The sequence below is a fragment of the Pseudomonas siliginis genome (genome assembly GCF_024072275.1).
GTDB classification, from domain to species: Bacteria; Pseudomonadota; Gammaproteobacteria; order Pseudomonadales; family Pseudomonadaceae; genus Aquipseudomonas; species Aquipseudomonas siliginis.
Map to the genome: position 1 here is coordinate 3,369,437 of NZ_CP099598.1, position 13,237 is coordinate 3,382,673.

Consider the following 13,237-nt stretch of genomic DNA (forward strand, 5'->3'; position numbering starts at 1 on the left):
AAAAAAAGCCGCAACCCCTCAAGGTTGCGGCTTTGTCGTTTCAGCCTGTCAGATCAGTGGGCAAACAGCGAATTGCCCTTCTGCCCCGCCAGCTTCTCAGGCTTGATCAGGAACTTGGCCAGCGCCGGCAGCAGCCACAGCGCGCCGAACATGTTCCACAGCAGCATGAAGGTCAGCATCAGGCCCATGTCAGCCTGGAACTTGATCGCCGAGAAGATCCAGGTGCACACGCCGATCGCCAGGCACAGGCCGGTGAACAGCACCGCTTTACCGGTGGACTTCAGGGTCTGGTAATAGGCTTCCTGCAACGGCAGCCCGGCACGCAGGAAACTTTCCAGGCGGCTGTAGATGTAGATGCCGTAATCCACGCCAATCCCCACGCCCAACGCCACCACCGGCAGCGTCGCAACTTTCACGCCGATGCCCATGAACGCCATCAGCGCGTTGCCGAGTACCGAGGTCAGCACCAGCGGCAGGACGATGCACAGGGTTGCCGCCCAAGAGCGGAAGGTGATCATGCACATCACCGCCACGCAGATGTACACCAGAATCAGAATGGTCAGCTCAGCCTGTTTGATGACTTCGTTGGTGGCCGCTTCGATCCCGGCGTTACCGGCAGCAAGGATGAATTCCAGACCGTCCTTATTGTTTTCCTTGGCGAACTCCTGCACCGCTTGCACCGCACGGTCGAGGGTTTCGGCCTTGTGGTCGTTGAGGAACACCAGTACCGGTGCCAGCGAGCAGCTGTTGTTGTACAGGCCATCGGCGCGGGCGATCGAGTTATTCAGTACGTCCGGGTTGCGCGACAGGGTTTCCCATTTCAGGTTGCCCTCGTTCATGCCCTTGATCATCTGCTTGGACACGGTCACCAGCGAGATCGCCGACTGCACGCCCTCGGTGTTCTGCATCTTCCACATCAGCTGATCGATCGGCGCCATGGCTTCGTAGCGCGAGCAGCCTTCAGCCTTGGTCTTGACCATCACCACCAGCACGTCGGAGCTGGTCGAGTAGTTGCTGATGATGAAGTTGTTGTCCTTGTTATAGCGCGAGTCCGGACGCAGTTCCGGCGCGCCCTGGTCGAGGTCGCCGATCTTCAGGTTCTGGCTGTACCAGAGGCCGCCACCGAAGGCGATCAGCGCCAGCGCTACCGAAATCGGCGCGACTTTCGGGCTGGCGAAGTTCGACAGCAGACGCCAGAACGGATGTTCACGGTTCGCATCTTTCTTGCTCTTGGCAATCGCGCGCTTGCTGATGCCGACATAGGAAATCGCCACCGGCAGCAGGATCAGGTTGGTGAACACGATCACCGCAACGCCGATGGAGGCGCCGATAGCCAGTTCACGGATCACGCCGATGTCGATGATCAGCAGAGTGATGAAGCCCACCGCATCGGCCAGAATCGCGATCATCCCCGGCAGGAACAACTGGCGGAAGGTGCGCCGTGCAGCGGTCAGGGCGTTATCGGCCTCGCTGGATTGCAGGGCGATACCGTTGATCTTCTGTACGCCGTGGGAAATGCCGATGGCGAAAATCAGGAACGGCACCAGCATCGAATACGGGTCGAGGCCGAAGCCGAAGAAGTGCATCAACCCGAGTTGCCAGACCACCGCCACCAGCGTCGTGCTCAAAACCGCGATGGTGCTGCGCAGGCAGTTGGTGAACCACAGCAGCAGAATCAGGGTGATGACGAAGGCGACACCGAAGAACAGCACCACCATCACCAGACCGTCGATCAGGTCGCCGACCTTCTTGGCGAAACCGACAATATGGATCTTGATGTTGGGGTTCTGCGCTTCGAACTTGTTGCGGATCTTGTCTTCGAGCTCATGGGAGAACTGGCGATAGTCCAGCGCCAGCAACTTGCCCTGATCCTGGGGGTCCGGATAGGCCTCCAGCAGCGGGATGTCGACGATGCTCGACTTGAAGTCGTTGGCCACCAGACGCCCGACCTGGCCGGACTTGAGCACGTTGTTGCGCAGCAGATCGAGGCTGTCCTGGGAGCCGTTGTAGCTCTGCGGAATCACTTCACCGCCGGCGAAACCCTCTTCGGTCACTTCGGTCCAGCGTACGCTCGGGCTCCACAGCGATTTGAGGCCGGAACGGTCGACGCCGGAAATGTAGAACACTTCGTCGTTGATCTGGCGCAGGGTCTCCATGTACTCCTTGGAGAAGATGTCACCGTCGGTGGCTTCCACCGAAATACGTACGGTGTTGCCCAAGTTCGCCAGATCGTTGCGGTGTTCCATCATCTTTTCGATGAAGGGATGCTGCAGCGGGATCATTTTTTCAAAACTGGTCGACGGCCGGATCAGCGTGGCCTGCCAGAACAGGAAAATGCTCACCACCAGGCAGATCAGGATCACGGCCGGACGGTTGTTGAAGATCAGGCGCTCGAGAACCGTCGCCTTTTCCTGCTGAGGAGTGATCAAGGAAGTCATAGCCCCGCCTTCTTGTTATTGGTCTCGGCACCGTTTGGCTGGGTGATGTGCAAACCACCCTGCCCGGTCAGAATCAGGTTGCCGTTGCCAGCGGCGGTGACCGACGACAGCGAAATGCGATCCGGACGGTTGAACACGCTGAAGGTTTCGCCGTTGTCGCTGCTGCTGATCACCGAACCGCCGTTACCGACGATCACGATCGAGCCGTCTTCGAGCAGCGTGCCGCCAGACAGACCGAACTCCAGCGCACCGCGTGCAGCTTTGAGTTCGACCTGCTCCCAGGTGCTGCCGAAATCAGTGGAGCGATAAAGATTGCCGCGCAAGCCGTACGCCAGCAGGGTCTGCGGCTGCGCCGTGCCGATCACGCCGAACAGCGAACCTTCGTACGGGCCTTCGAGCTTTTCCCAGGTCTGGCCGTCATCGGCGGAGCGGAACATGCTGCCGGACTCGCCGACGATGAACAGCCCGGCGTCTTTCACGGCGGCGATGGCGTTGAGGTGGAACTGGTCTTCGTTGTCGAGGCGATCGCTGACGTCTTCCCAGTGCTTGCCGCCGTCGGAGGTTTCCAGCAGCGTGCCGTAGGCGCCCACGGCAAAGCCGCTGCTGGCGTCCTTGAACCAGACGTCGAGCAGCGGCGATTCGCGTGCGAGGTCTTCGAATTGTTTGGTCCAGGTCAGACCGCCGTCTGCGCTGGCGAGAATCTGTGCGTCGTGGCCCACGGCCCAGCCGTTTTTGTCATCGACGAAATACACGGCAGTGAGCAGTTGCCGGGTCGGCACCTTGGCCTGGGTCCAGGTTTTGCCCTGGTCATCGGAATAGACGATGTGCCCGCGATCGCCGACCGCGACAAGACGCGCGCCAGCGTGGACGACATCAAGAATCAGGCTTTTTGCGGCCTTGGCCGATTCGGTGGCATAGACCACGTCAGCCGGGGCCTCGGCGGCAATCACAGGTGCCGATAACGTGGCAAAGCCCAGCAGCGAGAGTGCTGTGGCCAGCAACGCGGTGTTGCGTAACGCCGGCGGGCGGCAACGACTCATAGACCTTCCCCTATTTATTATTGTTGGGCCATCGGGCCTTCAAGGGCGCCGCAAGGGTGCTCGGCTACTGGCGTTTCAGAAGCATAGTCCTGAAACCCGCAATCCAGAGCCCCTTCGGAAGCTGGCTCATCCTATCGGGCTTTGCAAATGTCTGACAATCGGCGCCGCGTTATCTTTTGTTAACCGAAAGCGGCTCTCTGTAACCCATCATTTTCCCTGTGGGAGCGAGCCTGCTCGCGAATGCGGTGTATCAGTCACCCTGTTTATTGGCTGACCCACCGCTTTCGCGAGCAGGCTCGCTCCCACAGGGTTTGTAGTGATGGTTGGTTTTGCGACAAAGGGTGAATGCGCAGCCATTCGTAGGATGGATGACGCAATTGTTGCGGAGGGGACTTGCAGGATCGGTATTATGGTATACCATCAGACGCACAGACACTCTCAATCCCCCAAACGGAGCAGCTCATGAGTTTCGAAATTCGCAAGATCGTCAGCTATGTCGAAGAAACCTTCATCGAAGGCGGCAAGTCCACTGACAAGCCGGTGACCATGGTCGGCCTCGCCGTGGTGATGAAGAACCCGTGGGTGGGCAATGGTTTTGTCGAAGACCTCAAGCCGCAGATCCGCGCCAACTGCTCCGACCTCGGCGCAATGATGGTCGAGCGTCTGGTGGGCATCATTGGTGGCGCCGAGAAGATCGAGGCTTATGGCAAAGCGGCGGTGGTCGGCGCTGATGGCGAGATCGAACACGCCTCCGCGGTGATCCACACCCTGCGCTTCGGCAACCACTATCGCGAAGCGGTGAAAGCCAAGAGCTACCTGAGCTTCACCAACAAGCGCGGCGGTCCGGGCACGTCGATTCAGATCCCGATGATGCACAAGGACGACGAAGGCCTGCGTTCGCACTACATCACCCTGGAAATGCAGATTGAAGACGCGCCGCGTGCCGACGAAATCGTGGTGGTGCTGGGTTGCGCCGACGGTGGCCGCCTGCACCCGCGCATCGGCAACCGCTACATCGATCTGGAAGAACTGGCCGCCGAAAAAGCCCAGTAATCACAACAAGAAAGGCATTGCAGGAGCGCTCCATGATTCGGCTCACCGCTGAACTCACCCCGGCTGGCACCAGTTACCTGGCGACCGGCCAAGGCCAGCCCGTGGTATTGATCCACGGCGTGGGCCTGAACAAAGAAATGTGGGGCGGGCAGATTGTCGGCCTCGCCAGCCAGTACCAGGTGATCGCCTACGACATGCTCGGCCACGGCGCCAGTCCGCGCCCGGCCAGCGGCACCGACCTGCTCGGTTACGCCGATCAGTTGCTCGAGCTGCTCGATCACCTGAATCTGCCCCAGGCAGCGGTGATCGGTTTCTCCATGGGCGGTCTGGTCGCGCGGGCCTTCGCCCTGCACTACCCGGAGCGCCTGCAAAGCCTGGTGGTGCTGAACAGCGTCTTCAACCGCAGCGAAGAACAGCGTGCCGGTGTCATCGCGCGCACTGCGCAGGCTGCCGAACATGGCCCGGACGCCAACGCCGAAGCCGCTCTGTCACGCTGGTTCAGCCGTGAATATCAGGCGGCCAACCCGGCGCAGATCGCCGCGTTGCGCCAGACCTTGGCCAACAACGATCCGCAGGGTTACCTGACCACCTACGAATTGTTCGCCACCCAGGACATGTACCGCGCCGACGACCTGAGCAGCATTCAGGCGCCGACACTGATCGCCACTGGCGAGCTCGACCCTGGCTCGACGCCGGAAATGGCCGAGCAACTGGCCCGACGCATCCCCGGCGCGAAGGTTGCCGTGCTGCCCGAGCAACGGCATATGATGCCGGTAGAGTCGCCGCGTCTGGTCAATCAGATGCTGCTGGAATTTCTCCAATTCGCACACGCCCGACAAAACCATATAAAGGGGATCGTTGCATGACACTCGCACGCTTCCAGATGTGCATCGGCGGAGACTGGGTCGACGCCCTCTCCGGCAAGACCTTCGAAAGCCTCAACCCGGCCTCCGCGCAAGCCTGGGCGCAATTGCCCGACGCCGATGAAGCGGACGTCGAACGCGCCGTGCAAGCGGCGCAGACGGCCTTCGACAGCCCGGCATGGCGCGGTCTGACCGCCACCGCGCGAGGGAAATTGCTGCGTCGCCTCGGCGATCTGATCGCAGAAAACAAGGAACACCTGGCGCAGCTGGAAAGCCGTGACAACGGCAAGCTGATCCGCGAAACCCGTGGCCAGGTCAGCTACCTGCCGGAGTTCTTCCACTACACCGCAGGCCTGGCTGACAAACTGGAAGGCGGCACCCTGCCGCTGGACAAGCCCGACCTGTTTGCCTACACCGTGCACGAAGCCATGGGTGTGGTCGCCGCGATCATTCCGTGGAACAGCCCGCTGTACCTGACCGCGATCAAACTGGCCCCGGCCCTCGCCGCCGGCAACACGATTGTGATCAAGCCGTCCGAGCACGCTTCGGCGACCATTCTCGAGCTGGCGCGTCTGGCCCTTGAAGCCGGGATTCCGCCGGGCGTGGTCAACGTCGTCACCGGTTACGGTCCGAGCACTGGCGCCGCCCTCACCCGCCATCCACTGATCCGCAAGATCGCCTTCACCGGCGGCGCGGCCACGGCTCGGCATGTAGTGCGCAGCAGCGCCGAGAATTTCGCCAAGCTGTCGCTGGAACTGGGCGGCAAGTCGCCGAATATCATCTTCGCCGACGCCGATCTGGACAGCGCGATCAACGGCGCGATTGCCGGGATCTACGCGGCGTCCGGGCAGAGTTGCGTGTCTGGTTCGCGCTTGCTGGTGCAGGACGAAATCTACGACGAATTCGTCAATCGTCTGGTCGAGCGCGCCCAGCGCATCCGCATCGGCAACCCACAGGAAGACCACAGTGAAATGGGTCCGATGGCCACCGCGCAGCAACTGGCGGTGGTCGAAGGTCTGGTCGCCGATGCGATCGCCGAAGGCGCGCGTTTGCGCACCGGTGGCAAGCGTCCGGCGCATCTCGGCGAAGGCTGGTTCTACGAGCCGACGCTGTTCGAGTGCGACCGCAATTCGATGAAGATCATGCAGGAAGAAGTCTTCGGCCCGGTCGCCTCGGTGATTCGTTTCAAAGACGAAGCCGAAGCGCTGGCGATCGCCAATGACTCACAGTTCGGCCTCGCCGCCGGCATCTGGACCCGTGACCTCGGCCGCGCCCATCGTCTGGCACGCGATGTGCGCTCGGGGATCATCTGGGTCAACACTTACCGCGCGGTGTCGGCGATGGCGCCGATCGGCGGCTTCAAGAACAGTGGCTATGGACGCGAAAGCGGCATCGATTCGGTGCTGGCCTACACCGAACTGAAAACGGTGTGGATCAACCTCTCCCAGGCGCCAATGCCTGATCCGTTTGTGATGCGCTAGGAGTCCTGCGAAATGATCGAACCCGGCATTTACAAAGACGTCATGAGCTCGTTCCCGTCCGGCGTTACGGTGGTCACCACCCTCGACCCGGACGGCGGCATCGTCGGCATCACCGCCAGCGCGTTCAGCGCGCTGTCGATCGACCCGGCGCTGGTGCTGTTCTGCCCCAACTATGCGTCCGACACCTACCCGGTACTGCGCGACAGCAAGAAATTCGCCATCCATTTGCTCTCCGCCGAGCAGACTGCCGAAGCCTACGCGTTCGCCGGCAAGGGCAAGGAAAAGGCCAAGGGCATCGAGTGGCACCTGAGCGATCTGGGCAACCCGATTCTGGCCAAGGCCACGGCGATCATCGAGTGCGAGTTGTGGCGTGAATACGACGGCGGCGATCACGCGATCATTGTCGGCGCAGTGAAGAACCTGATCCTGCCCGAGCAACCGGTGACGCCGATGATTTATCACAAGGGCAAGCTCGGTGCGTTGCCGCCCCTTGTTTGAGAACAATACAAAACCCTGTGGGAGCTGGCTTGCCAGCGATGGCGACGGAACATTCAACATCAATGCTGACTGAACTACCGCTATCGCTGGCAAGCCAGCTCCCACAGGATTGAGGTGAGGCGAAAGAAATGAGTAACGAGAAGTATGAAAAAGGTCTGAAAATCCGCACCCAGGTATTGGGCGAAGCCTACGTGCAGCGCTCGATAGACAACGCCGACGATTTCACCCGTCCGCTGCAGGAAATGGTCACCGAATACTGCTGGGGACATGTCTGGGGGCGTGAGGGTCTGTCGCTCAAGGAACGCAGCATGATCAACCTGGCGATGATCTCCGCGCTCAACCGCCCGCATGAACTCAAGCTGCATGTGCGTGGCGCCTTGCGTAACGGCCTGAGTCGTGAGCAAATACGCGAAATTCTGCTTCAGGTCGGCATTTATTGCGGCGTTCCGGCGGCCGTGGACAGTTTCCGGCTGGCCCGTGAAGCCTTTGCCGAAGCCGACGCCGAGGCCTCCAGTTAACCCTCGGCTGTTTTGATGCCCGTCTGGCATGGACAGCCAAGCTCAAGAGCGGACCCCATGAAACGCCAGCCACTCGACGACAGCTTCAAGGTCAATCGCAACCCCGTTACCCTGCGCGAAATCGTGCTGGACAAACTGCGTAGCGCGATCATGAATTTCCAGCTCATGCCAGGCGATCGCCTGGTCGAACGCGACCTCTGTGATCGCCTCGGCGTCAGCCGCACTTCGGTGCGCGAAGCCTTGCGTCACCTTGAATCCGAAGGTCTCGTCGAATTCGCCGACGCCAAAGGCCCGCGCGTGGCCATCATCACCCTCGCCGATGCCGTCGATATCTACGAATTGCGTTGCGTGCTCGAAGGCTTGATCGTGCAGTTGTTCACCCTGCGCGCCAAAGCCAAGGACATCAAAGCCCTGGAAAAAGCCCTCGATGACAACCGCAAGGCGTTGAAGGACGGCGAGCTGCAACAGGTGATCGACTCGGTGCAGGGCTTCTACGACGTGCTGCTCGAAGGCTCGGGCAACCATGTCGCCGCCACCCAATTGCGTCAGTTGCAGGCGCGCATCAGCTATCTGCGCGCGACCTCGGTGTCCCAGGAAAACCGACGCGGCGCGAGTAATCACGAGATGGAAAAAATGGTCGAGGCGATCAAGAGCGGTGATCCGCTGGCGGCGCATCAGGCCTGCGTCGATCACGTCCGCGCGGCCGCCGCCGTGGCCCTCGATTACCTCAAGCGCAAGCAGGAAGAAACCGGCGTCGCCGTCAAAGGCACCCCGGCGATCACCCTGCCGATCGCGCTGAAAGAACCCCGCATAGGTCAATGACATGTTCAGCCCGAGCTTTTGCCCGAAATGCGGTGGCCCTGACCTTGGTCAGCAGACGCCGCCGGGCGATACGCACGAGCGCCTGATGTGCCGCGGCTGCGGCTATATCCACTACGTCAATCCGAAGATCATTGCCGGCTGCATCATTGAGCAGGACGGCAAATACCTCCTGTGCCAACGGGCGATCCCCCCGCGCCCGGGCACCTGGACGCTGCCGGCCGGTTTCATGGAAAGCGGCGAAACCACCGAGCAGGCGGCGTTGCGTGAAGTCTGGGAAGAAAGCGGCGTGCGCGCGGAAATCGTCTCGCCGTATTCGATTTTCAGCGTGCCGAAAATCAGCGAGGTGTACATCATCTTCCGCGCCATCGCCCTGGAGATCACCGGGCAGTACGGGCCGGAGACCATGGATTACAAGTTCTTCGCCCCGGAAGAGATTCCGTGGGAGCAGATCTACTACCCGGCGATCCGGCAGATCCTCGAGCGCTATATCGAAGAGCGCCAGGCTGGGGTTTACGGGATCTACATGGGTAATGATGACAGCGGCAAGATCCATTTCATGCGCTGATCACCACCTATACCCCTGTGGGAGCGAGCCTGCTCGCGAAGGCGTCGTGTCAGTCGATACAAATGTTGAATGATCGAACGCATTCGCGAGCAGGCTCGCTCCCACATAGTTTGGTGGTGTGGCTCAGTTCGGGGCGATGCCTTCTACGATGATGATCTCCGCCCTCGCCCATTCTTCGCGGTAACTTTTCGCCTCCTGATACGCCGCCGAGCGATAGCACGCCACGGCCTGTTCGTAGCTCGCGAACTCGATGATCACGGTGCGCTGTGGCGTCTGCCGCCCTTCCAGCGCTTCGCTGCGCCCGCCTCTGGCGAGAAACTTGCCGTCGAATGCGGCAATCGCCTGCGGGGTGCGCTGGGTGTATTGGCTGTAGTGCTCGGCATCGGCTATATCCACATGTGCAATCCAGTACGCCTTCATAGTGACCTCTTTGTTGATTTTGTATTATGGTATACCAATATATTTCCAACGAACCCTGAGAGTCCAGCATGGCCTTCAACAGCATCGAAGAAATCATCGAAGATTATCGACTCGGCAAAATGGTCCTGCTGGTCGATGACGAAGACCGCGAGAACGAAGGCGACCTGCTGCTGGCCGCCGACCGTTGCACGCCGGAGGCTATCAGCTTCATGGCCCGCGAAGCACGCGGGCTGATCTGCCTGACCCTCACCGACGAACATTGCCAGCGTCTGGGCCTGGAGCAAATGGTACCCGCCAATGGCAGCGTGTTCAGCACTGCATTTACCGTGTCGATCGAAGCGGCGGTCGGCGTGACCACCGGCATCTCCGCGGCGGATCGTGCCTGCACCGTGGCCGCCGCCGTCGCGCCGAATGCCCGTGCCGAAGACCTGGTGCAGCCCGGTCACATCTTCCCGTTGCGCGCCAAGGAAGGTGGCGTGCTGACCCGCGCCGGGCATACCGAGGCCGGTTGTGATCTGGCGCGTCTGGCCGGTTTCACCCCCGCCTCGGTGATTGTCGAAGTGATGAACGACGACGGCACCATGGCCCGCCGCCCGGATCTGGAGCAGTTCGCGCGCAAGCACGGGATCAAGATCGGCACCATCGCCGACCTGATCCACTATCGCCTGAGCACCGAGCACACCATCGAACGCATCGGCGAACGTGAGCTGCCGACGGTGCATGGCACGTTCCGTTTGATCACCTTCGAGGATCGCATCGAAGGCGGTGTGCACATGGCGATGGTCATGGGCGACCTGCGCCGTGAAGAACCGACGCTGGTGCGCGTGCATGTGATCGATCCGCTGCGCGATCTGGTCGGCGCCGAGTACAGCGGGCCGACGAACTGGACCCTCTGGGCAGCGTTGCAACGGGTCGCGGCGGAAGGTCATGGAGTTGTGGTGGTGCTGGCCAATCATGAATCGTCGCAGGCGTTGCTGGAGCGCGTGCCGCAGTTGACCCAGCCGCCACGGCAGTTCAGCCGTTCGCAATCGCGGATTTATTCCGAGGTCGGGACTGGGGCGCAGATTCTGCAGAACCTCGGGGTGGGCAAGCTGCGCCACCTCGGGCCACCGCTGAAGTATGCGGGGTTGACCGGGTATGACCTTGAGGTGGTTGAGAGCATTCCGTTCACTGAATGACGCCGCCCTCACCCCAGCCCTCTCCCAAAGGGAGAGGGAGCCGACCGCGTTGACCGGTCGCTATACATCGACCTGGGATACCGAGTCGAACTCAGCTTTGAGCAGCATACGGATCCACTCCTTTCCCATTACCGAATCGGGCTGGGTTTTGAACAGCATGAAGATCGGCTCCCTTTCCCCCTCTCCCCTTGGGAGAGGGCTGGGGTGAGGGGCTGGATCTCACATTCACAAAATATCTCAGGCCGAACGGCTCAAAAAAACCAACCGGCCAGATAACCGGTAAGGCAAAGTGCTTGCACAAAGCTTGGAATACCATAATATGATATTCCATAGACCGGACGACCTGAAAAAGCGTCCAGCTACTGCTCCCGACAGGCGGGCAACAACGCAAGGCCCGCTCAAAAACACAACAATGAGGGCGTGAACATGGTGTTGAACAAAGCTGCAACCGCGATCTTTTTCGCGGGACTGCTCAGCGTTACCGGCCAGGCTGCAATGGCTGCCGAAAGCGTGAATTTTGTCAGCTGGGGCGGTAGCACCCAGGATGCGCAGAAACAGGCCTGGGCCGATCCGTTCAGCAAGGCCAGCGGCATCACCGTCGTCCAGGACGGCCCCACCGACTACGGCAAACTCAAGGCCATGGTCGAAAGCGGCAACGTGCAGTGGGACGTGGTCGATGTCGAAGCCGATTTCGCCCTGCGCGCCGCTGCCGAAGGCCTGCTCGAACCCCTCGATTTCAAAGTGATCCAGCGCGACAGGATCGACCCGCGCTTTGTCAGCGATCACGGCGTCGGTTCGTTCTTCTTCTCCTTTGTCCTCGGCTACAACGAAGGCAAGCTCGGCGCCAACAAGCCGCAGGACTGGAGCGCGCTGTTCGACACCAAGACCTACCCGGGCAAGCGCGCCCTGTACAAATGGCCAAGCCCCGGCGTGCTCGAACTGGCGCTACTGGCCGACGGCGTTGCGGCTGACAAGCTCTACCCGCTGGATCTGGATCGCGCCTTCAAGAAACTCGACACCATCAAGAAAGACATCGTCTGGTGGGGCGGCGGCGCGCAGTCGCAGCAACTGCTGGCGTCCGGCGAAGCGAGCATGGGCCAGTTCTGGAACGGTCGGGTGCACGCCTTGCAGGAAGACGGCGCACCGGTCGGCGTGAGCTGGAAGCAGAACCTGGTCATGGCCGACATTCTGGTCATTCCCAAAGGCTCGAAAAACAAAGATGCGGCGATGAAGTTCCTCGCCAATGCCAGCAGCGCCAAAGGCCAGGCCGACTTCTCCAACCTGACCGCCTACGCGCCGGTCAACCTCGACAGTGTGGAGCGTCTGGATTCGACGCTGGCTCCCAACCTGCCGACGGCTTACGCCAAGGATCAGATCACCCTTGATTTCGCTTACTGGGCCAAGAACGGTCCGGCTATCGCGACACGGTGGAACGAATGGCTGGTCAAATGAAAATCGCGGCCACTGCGCCTCGTCCTTCCACTGCCACCGGGAGCGCCGCCGGCGCTGCCGGTCCGGCCCTCAAGCAACGCTGGCGCGGCGCCGGCAACCTCGTCCCGGCGCTGCTGTTCCTCGGCCTGTTCTTTCTCGCGCCGTTGATTGGCCTGCTGTTGCGCGGTGTGCTGGAACCTGTGCCTGGTCTCGGCAACTACGAACAGTTGTTCGCCAACTCGGCCTATGCGCGAGTGCTGCTCAACACCTTCTCGGTGGCCGGGCTGGTGACGCTGTTCAGCCTGCTGCTGGGCTTTCCGCTGGCTTGGGCGATCACCCTGGTGCCGCGCGGCTGGGGGCGCTGGATCCTCAACATCGTGCTGCTGTCGATGTGGACCAGCCTGCTCGCCCGCACCTATTCGTGGCTGGTGTTGCTGCAAGCCTCGGGCGTGATCAACAAGACCTTGATGGCCATGGGCATCATCGATCAACCGCTGGAGATGGTGCACAACCTGACGGGCGTGGTGATCGGCATGAGCTACATCATGATCCCGTTCATCGTACTGCCGTTGCAGGCGACCATGCAGGCCATCGACCCGATGATCCTGCAGGCCGGCTCGATCTGTGGCGCCAGCCCGTGGACCAACTTCTTCCGGGTGTTCCTGCCGCTGTGCCGGCCGGGTCTGGCCTCCGGTGGTTTGATGGTGTTCGTGATGTCGCTCGGTTACTACGTCACCCCGGCACTGCTCGGCGGGGCGCAGAACATGATGCTGCCGGAGTTCATCATTCAGCAGGTGCAATCGTTCCTCAACTGGGGCCTGGCCAGCGCCGGCGCCGCGTTGCTGATCGCAATCACCCTGGTGTTGTTCTACTTCTACCTGAAGCTTCAACCGGAATCCCCGGTTGGCGCCAGTAACGCGAGGTAAGCCG

At 61.1% G+C, this 13,237-nt stretch carries 13 protein-coding genes; 10 read left to right on the forward strand and 3 right to left on the reverse strand.

What is annotated here, in order from left to right; genetic code table 11:
* Window positions 1–53 precede the first annotated feature (53 nt).
* Window positions 54–2,438 (reverse strand): efflux RND transporter permease subunit, encoded by a 2,385-nt coding sequence (locus tag NF676_RS15460; RefSeq protein ID WP_042606775.1) that lies wholly within the window; start codon window positions 2,436–2,438, stop codon window positions 54–56.
* Entirely contained in the window at window positions 2,435–3,478 is a 1,044-nt protein-coding gene (locus NF676_RS15465; protein WP_056789409.1) for a WD40/YVTN/BNR-like repeat-containing protein, read from the reverse strand. The genes NF676_RS15460 and NF676_RS15465 overlap by 4 nt, the downstream gene beginning before the upstream one ends.
* Window positions 3,479–3,940: 462 nt before the next feature.
* Here NF676_RS15465 and NF676_RS15470 point away from each other — a divergent pair, with 462 nt between their 5' ends.
* The 7 genes from NF676_RS15470 (at window position 3,941) to NF676_RS15500 (ending at window position 9,278) form a co-directional block, all read left to right on the forward strand.
* Window positions 3,941–4,531, forward strand: coding sequence for an amino acid synthesis family protein (locus NF676_RS15470; RefSeq protein ID WP_150635081.1), 591 nt, complete (start codon window positions 3,941–3,943; stop codon window positions 4,529–4,531).
* Between the two features lie 32 nt (window positions 4,532–4,563).
* A complete protein-coding gene (locus NF676_RS15475; protein ID WP_071172700.1) occupies window positions 4,564–5,397 on the forward strand; it encodes an alpha/beta fold hydrolase in 834 nt (277 codons plus the stop codon).
* Window positions 5,394–6,875, forward strand: coding sequence for an aldehyde dehydrogenase (locus tag NF676_RS15480; RefSeq protein ID WP_252886343.1), 1,482 nt, complete (start codon window positions 5,394–5,396; stop codon window positions 6,873–6,875). The genes NF676_RS15475 and NF676_RS15480 overlap by 4 nt, the downstream gene beginning before the upstream one ends.
* Before the next feature lie 12 nt (window positions 6,876–6,887).
* Window positions 6,888–7,373, forward strand: coding sequence for a flavin reductase family protein (locus NF676_RS15485; RefSeq protein ID WP_076562509.1), 486 nt, complete (start codon window positions 6,888–6,890; stop codon window positions 7,371–7,373).
* 128 nt (window positions 7,374–7,501) lie between these two features.
* A complete protein-coding gene (locus NF676_RS15490) occupies window positions 7,502–7,891 on the forward strand; it encodes a carboxymuconolactone decarboxylase family protein (RefSeq protein ID WP_027613073.1) in 390 nt (129 codons plus the stop codon).
* Window positions 7,892–7,948: 57 nt separating this feature from the next.
* Window positions 7,949–8,713 carry a GntR family transcriptional regulator gene (locus NF676_RS15495; protein WP_042606770.1) on the forward strand — a complete coding sequence of 255 codons (765 nt, stop codon included), beginning with the start codon at window positions 7,949–7,951 and terminating at the stop codon, window positions 8,711–8,713.
* A gap of 1 nt (window position 8,714) precedes the next feature.
* Window positions 8,715–9,278, forward strand: a complete 564-nt coding sequence (locus tag NF676_RS15500; RefSeq protein ID WP_024013191.1) for an NUDIX hydrolase — start codon at window positions 8,715–8,717, stop codon at window positions 9,276–9,278.
* Between the two features lie 123 nt (window positions 9,279–9,401).
* Here the strand turns inward: NF676_RS15500 and NF676_RS15505 are convergent, their stop codons facing one another.
* A complete protein-coding gene (locus NF676_RS15505) occupies window positions 9,402–9,698 on the reverse strand; it encodes a DUF1330 domain-containing protein (RefSeq protein WP_252886344.1) in 297 nt (98 codons plus the stop codon).
* A 68-nt stretch (window positions 9,699–9,766) separates the two neighbouring features.
* Here NF676_RS15505 and ribBA point away from each other — a divergent pair, with 68 nt between their 5' ends.
* The 3 genes from ribBA to NF676_RS15520 all read left to right on the forward strand — a co-directional run bounded on the left by ribBA (window position 9,767) and on the right by NF676_RS15520 (window position 13,233).
* Entirely contained in the window at window positions 9,767–10,876 is a 1,110-nt protein-coding gene (ribBA, locus tag NF676_RS15510; RefSeq protein WP_016775017.1) for a bifunctional 3,4-dihydroxy-2-butanone-4-phosphate synthase/GTP cyclohydrolase II, read from the forward strand.
* Window positions 10,877–11,302: 426 nt separating this feature from the next.
* Window positions 11,303–12,328 (forward strand): ABC transporter substrate-binding protein, encoded by a 1,026-nt coding sequence (locus NF676_RS15515; RefSeq protein WP_016775018.1) that lies wholly within the window; start codon window positions 11,303–11,305, stop codon window positions 12,326–12,328.
* Window positions 12,325–13,233 (forward strand): ABC transporter permease, encoded by a 909-nt coding sequence (locus NF676_RS15520; protein WP_252887972.1) that lies wholly within the window; start codon window positions 12,325–12,327, stop codon window positions 13,231–13,233. Before NF676_RS15515 ends, NF676_RS15520 begins: the two co-directional genes overlap by 4 nt.
* Window positions 13,234–13,237 lie beyond the last annotated feature (4 nt).

Bases quoted from the DNA above. Each gene is read 5' to 3' on its own strand.
- NF676_RS15460 (WP_042606775.1), bottom strand. From the start codon at position 2,438: ATGACTTCCTTGATCACTCCTCAGCAGGAAAAGGCGACGGTTCTCGAG.
- NF676_RS15465 (WP_056789409.1), bottom strand. From the start codon at position 3,478: ATGAGTCGTTGCCGCCCGCCGGCGTTACGCAACACCGCGTTGCTGGCC.
- NF676_RS15470 (WP_150635081.1), top strand. From the start codon at position 3,941: ATGAGTTTCGAAATTCGCAAGATCGTCAGCTATGTCGAAGAAACCTTC.
- NF676_RS15475 (WP_071172700.1), top strand. From the start codon at position 4,564: ATGATTCGGCTCACCGCTGAACTCACCCCGGCTGGCACCAGTTACCTG.
- NF676_RS15480 (WP_252886343.1), top strand. From the start codon at position 5,394: ATGACACTCGCACGCTTCCAGATGTGCATCGGCGGAGACTGGGTCGAC.
- NF676_RS15485 (WP_076562509.1), top strand. From the start codon at position 6,888: ATGATCGAACCCGGCATTTACAAAGACGTCATGAGCTCGTTCCCGTCC.
- NF676_RS15490 (WP_027613073.1), top strand. From the start codon at position 7,502: ATGAGTAACGAGAAGTATGAAAAAGGTCTGAAAATCCGCACCCAGGTA.
- NF676_RS15495 (WP_042606770.1), top strand. From the start codon at position 7,949: ATGAAACGCCAGCCACTCGACGACAGCTTCAAGGTCAATCGCAACCCC.
- NF676_RS15500 (WP_024013191.1), top strand. From the start codon at position 8,715: ATGTTCAGCCCGAGCTTTTGCCCGAAATGCGGTGGCCCTGACCTTGGT.
- NF676_RS15505 (WP_252886344.1), bottom strand. From the start codon at position 9,698: ATGAAGGCGTACTGGATTGCACATGTGGATATAGCCGATGCCGAGCAC.
- ribBA (WP_016775017.1), top strand. From the start codon at position 9,767: ATGGCCTTCAACAGCATCGAAGAAATCATCGAAGATTATCGACTCGGC.
- NF676_RS15515 (WP_016775018.1), top strand. From the start codon at position 11,303: ATGGTGTTGAACAAAGCTGCAACCGCGATCTTTTTCGCGGGACTGCTC.
- NF676_RS15520 (WP_252887972.1), top strand. From the start codon at position 12,325: ATGAAAATCGCGGCCACTGCGCCTCGTCCTTCCACTGCCACCGGGAGC.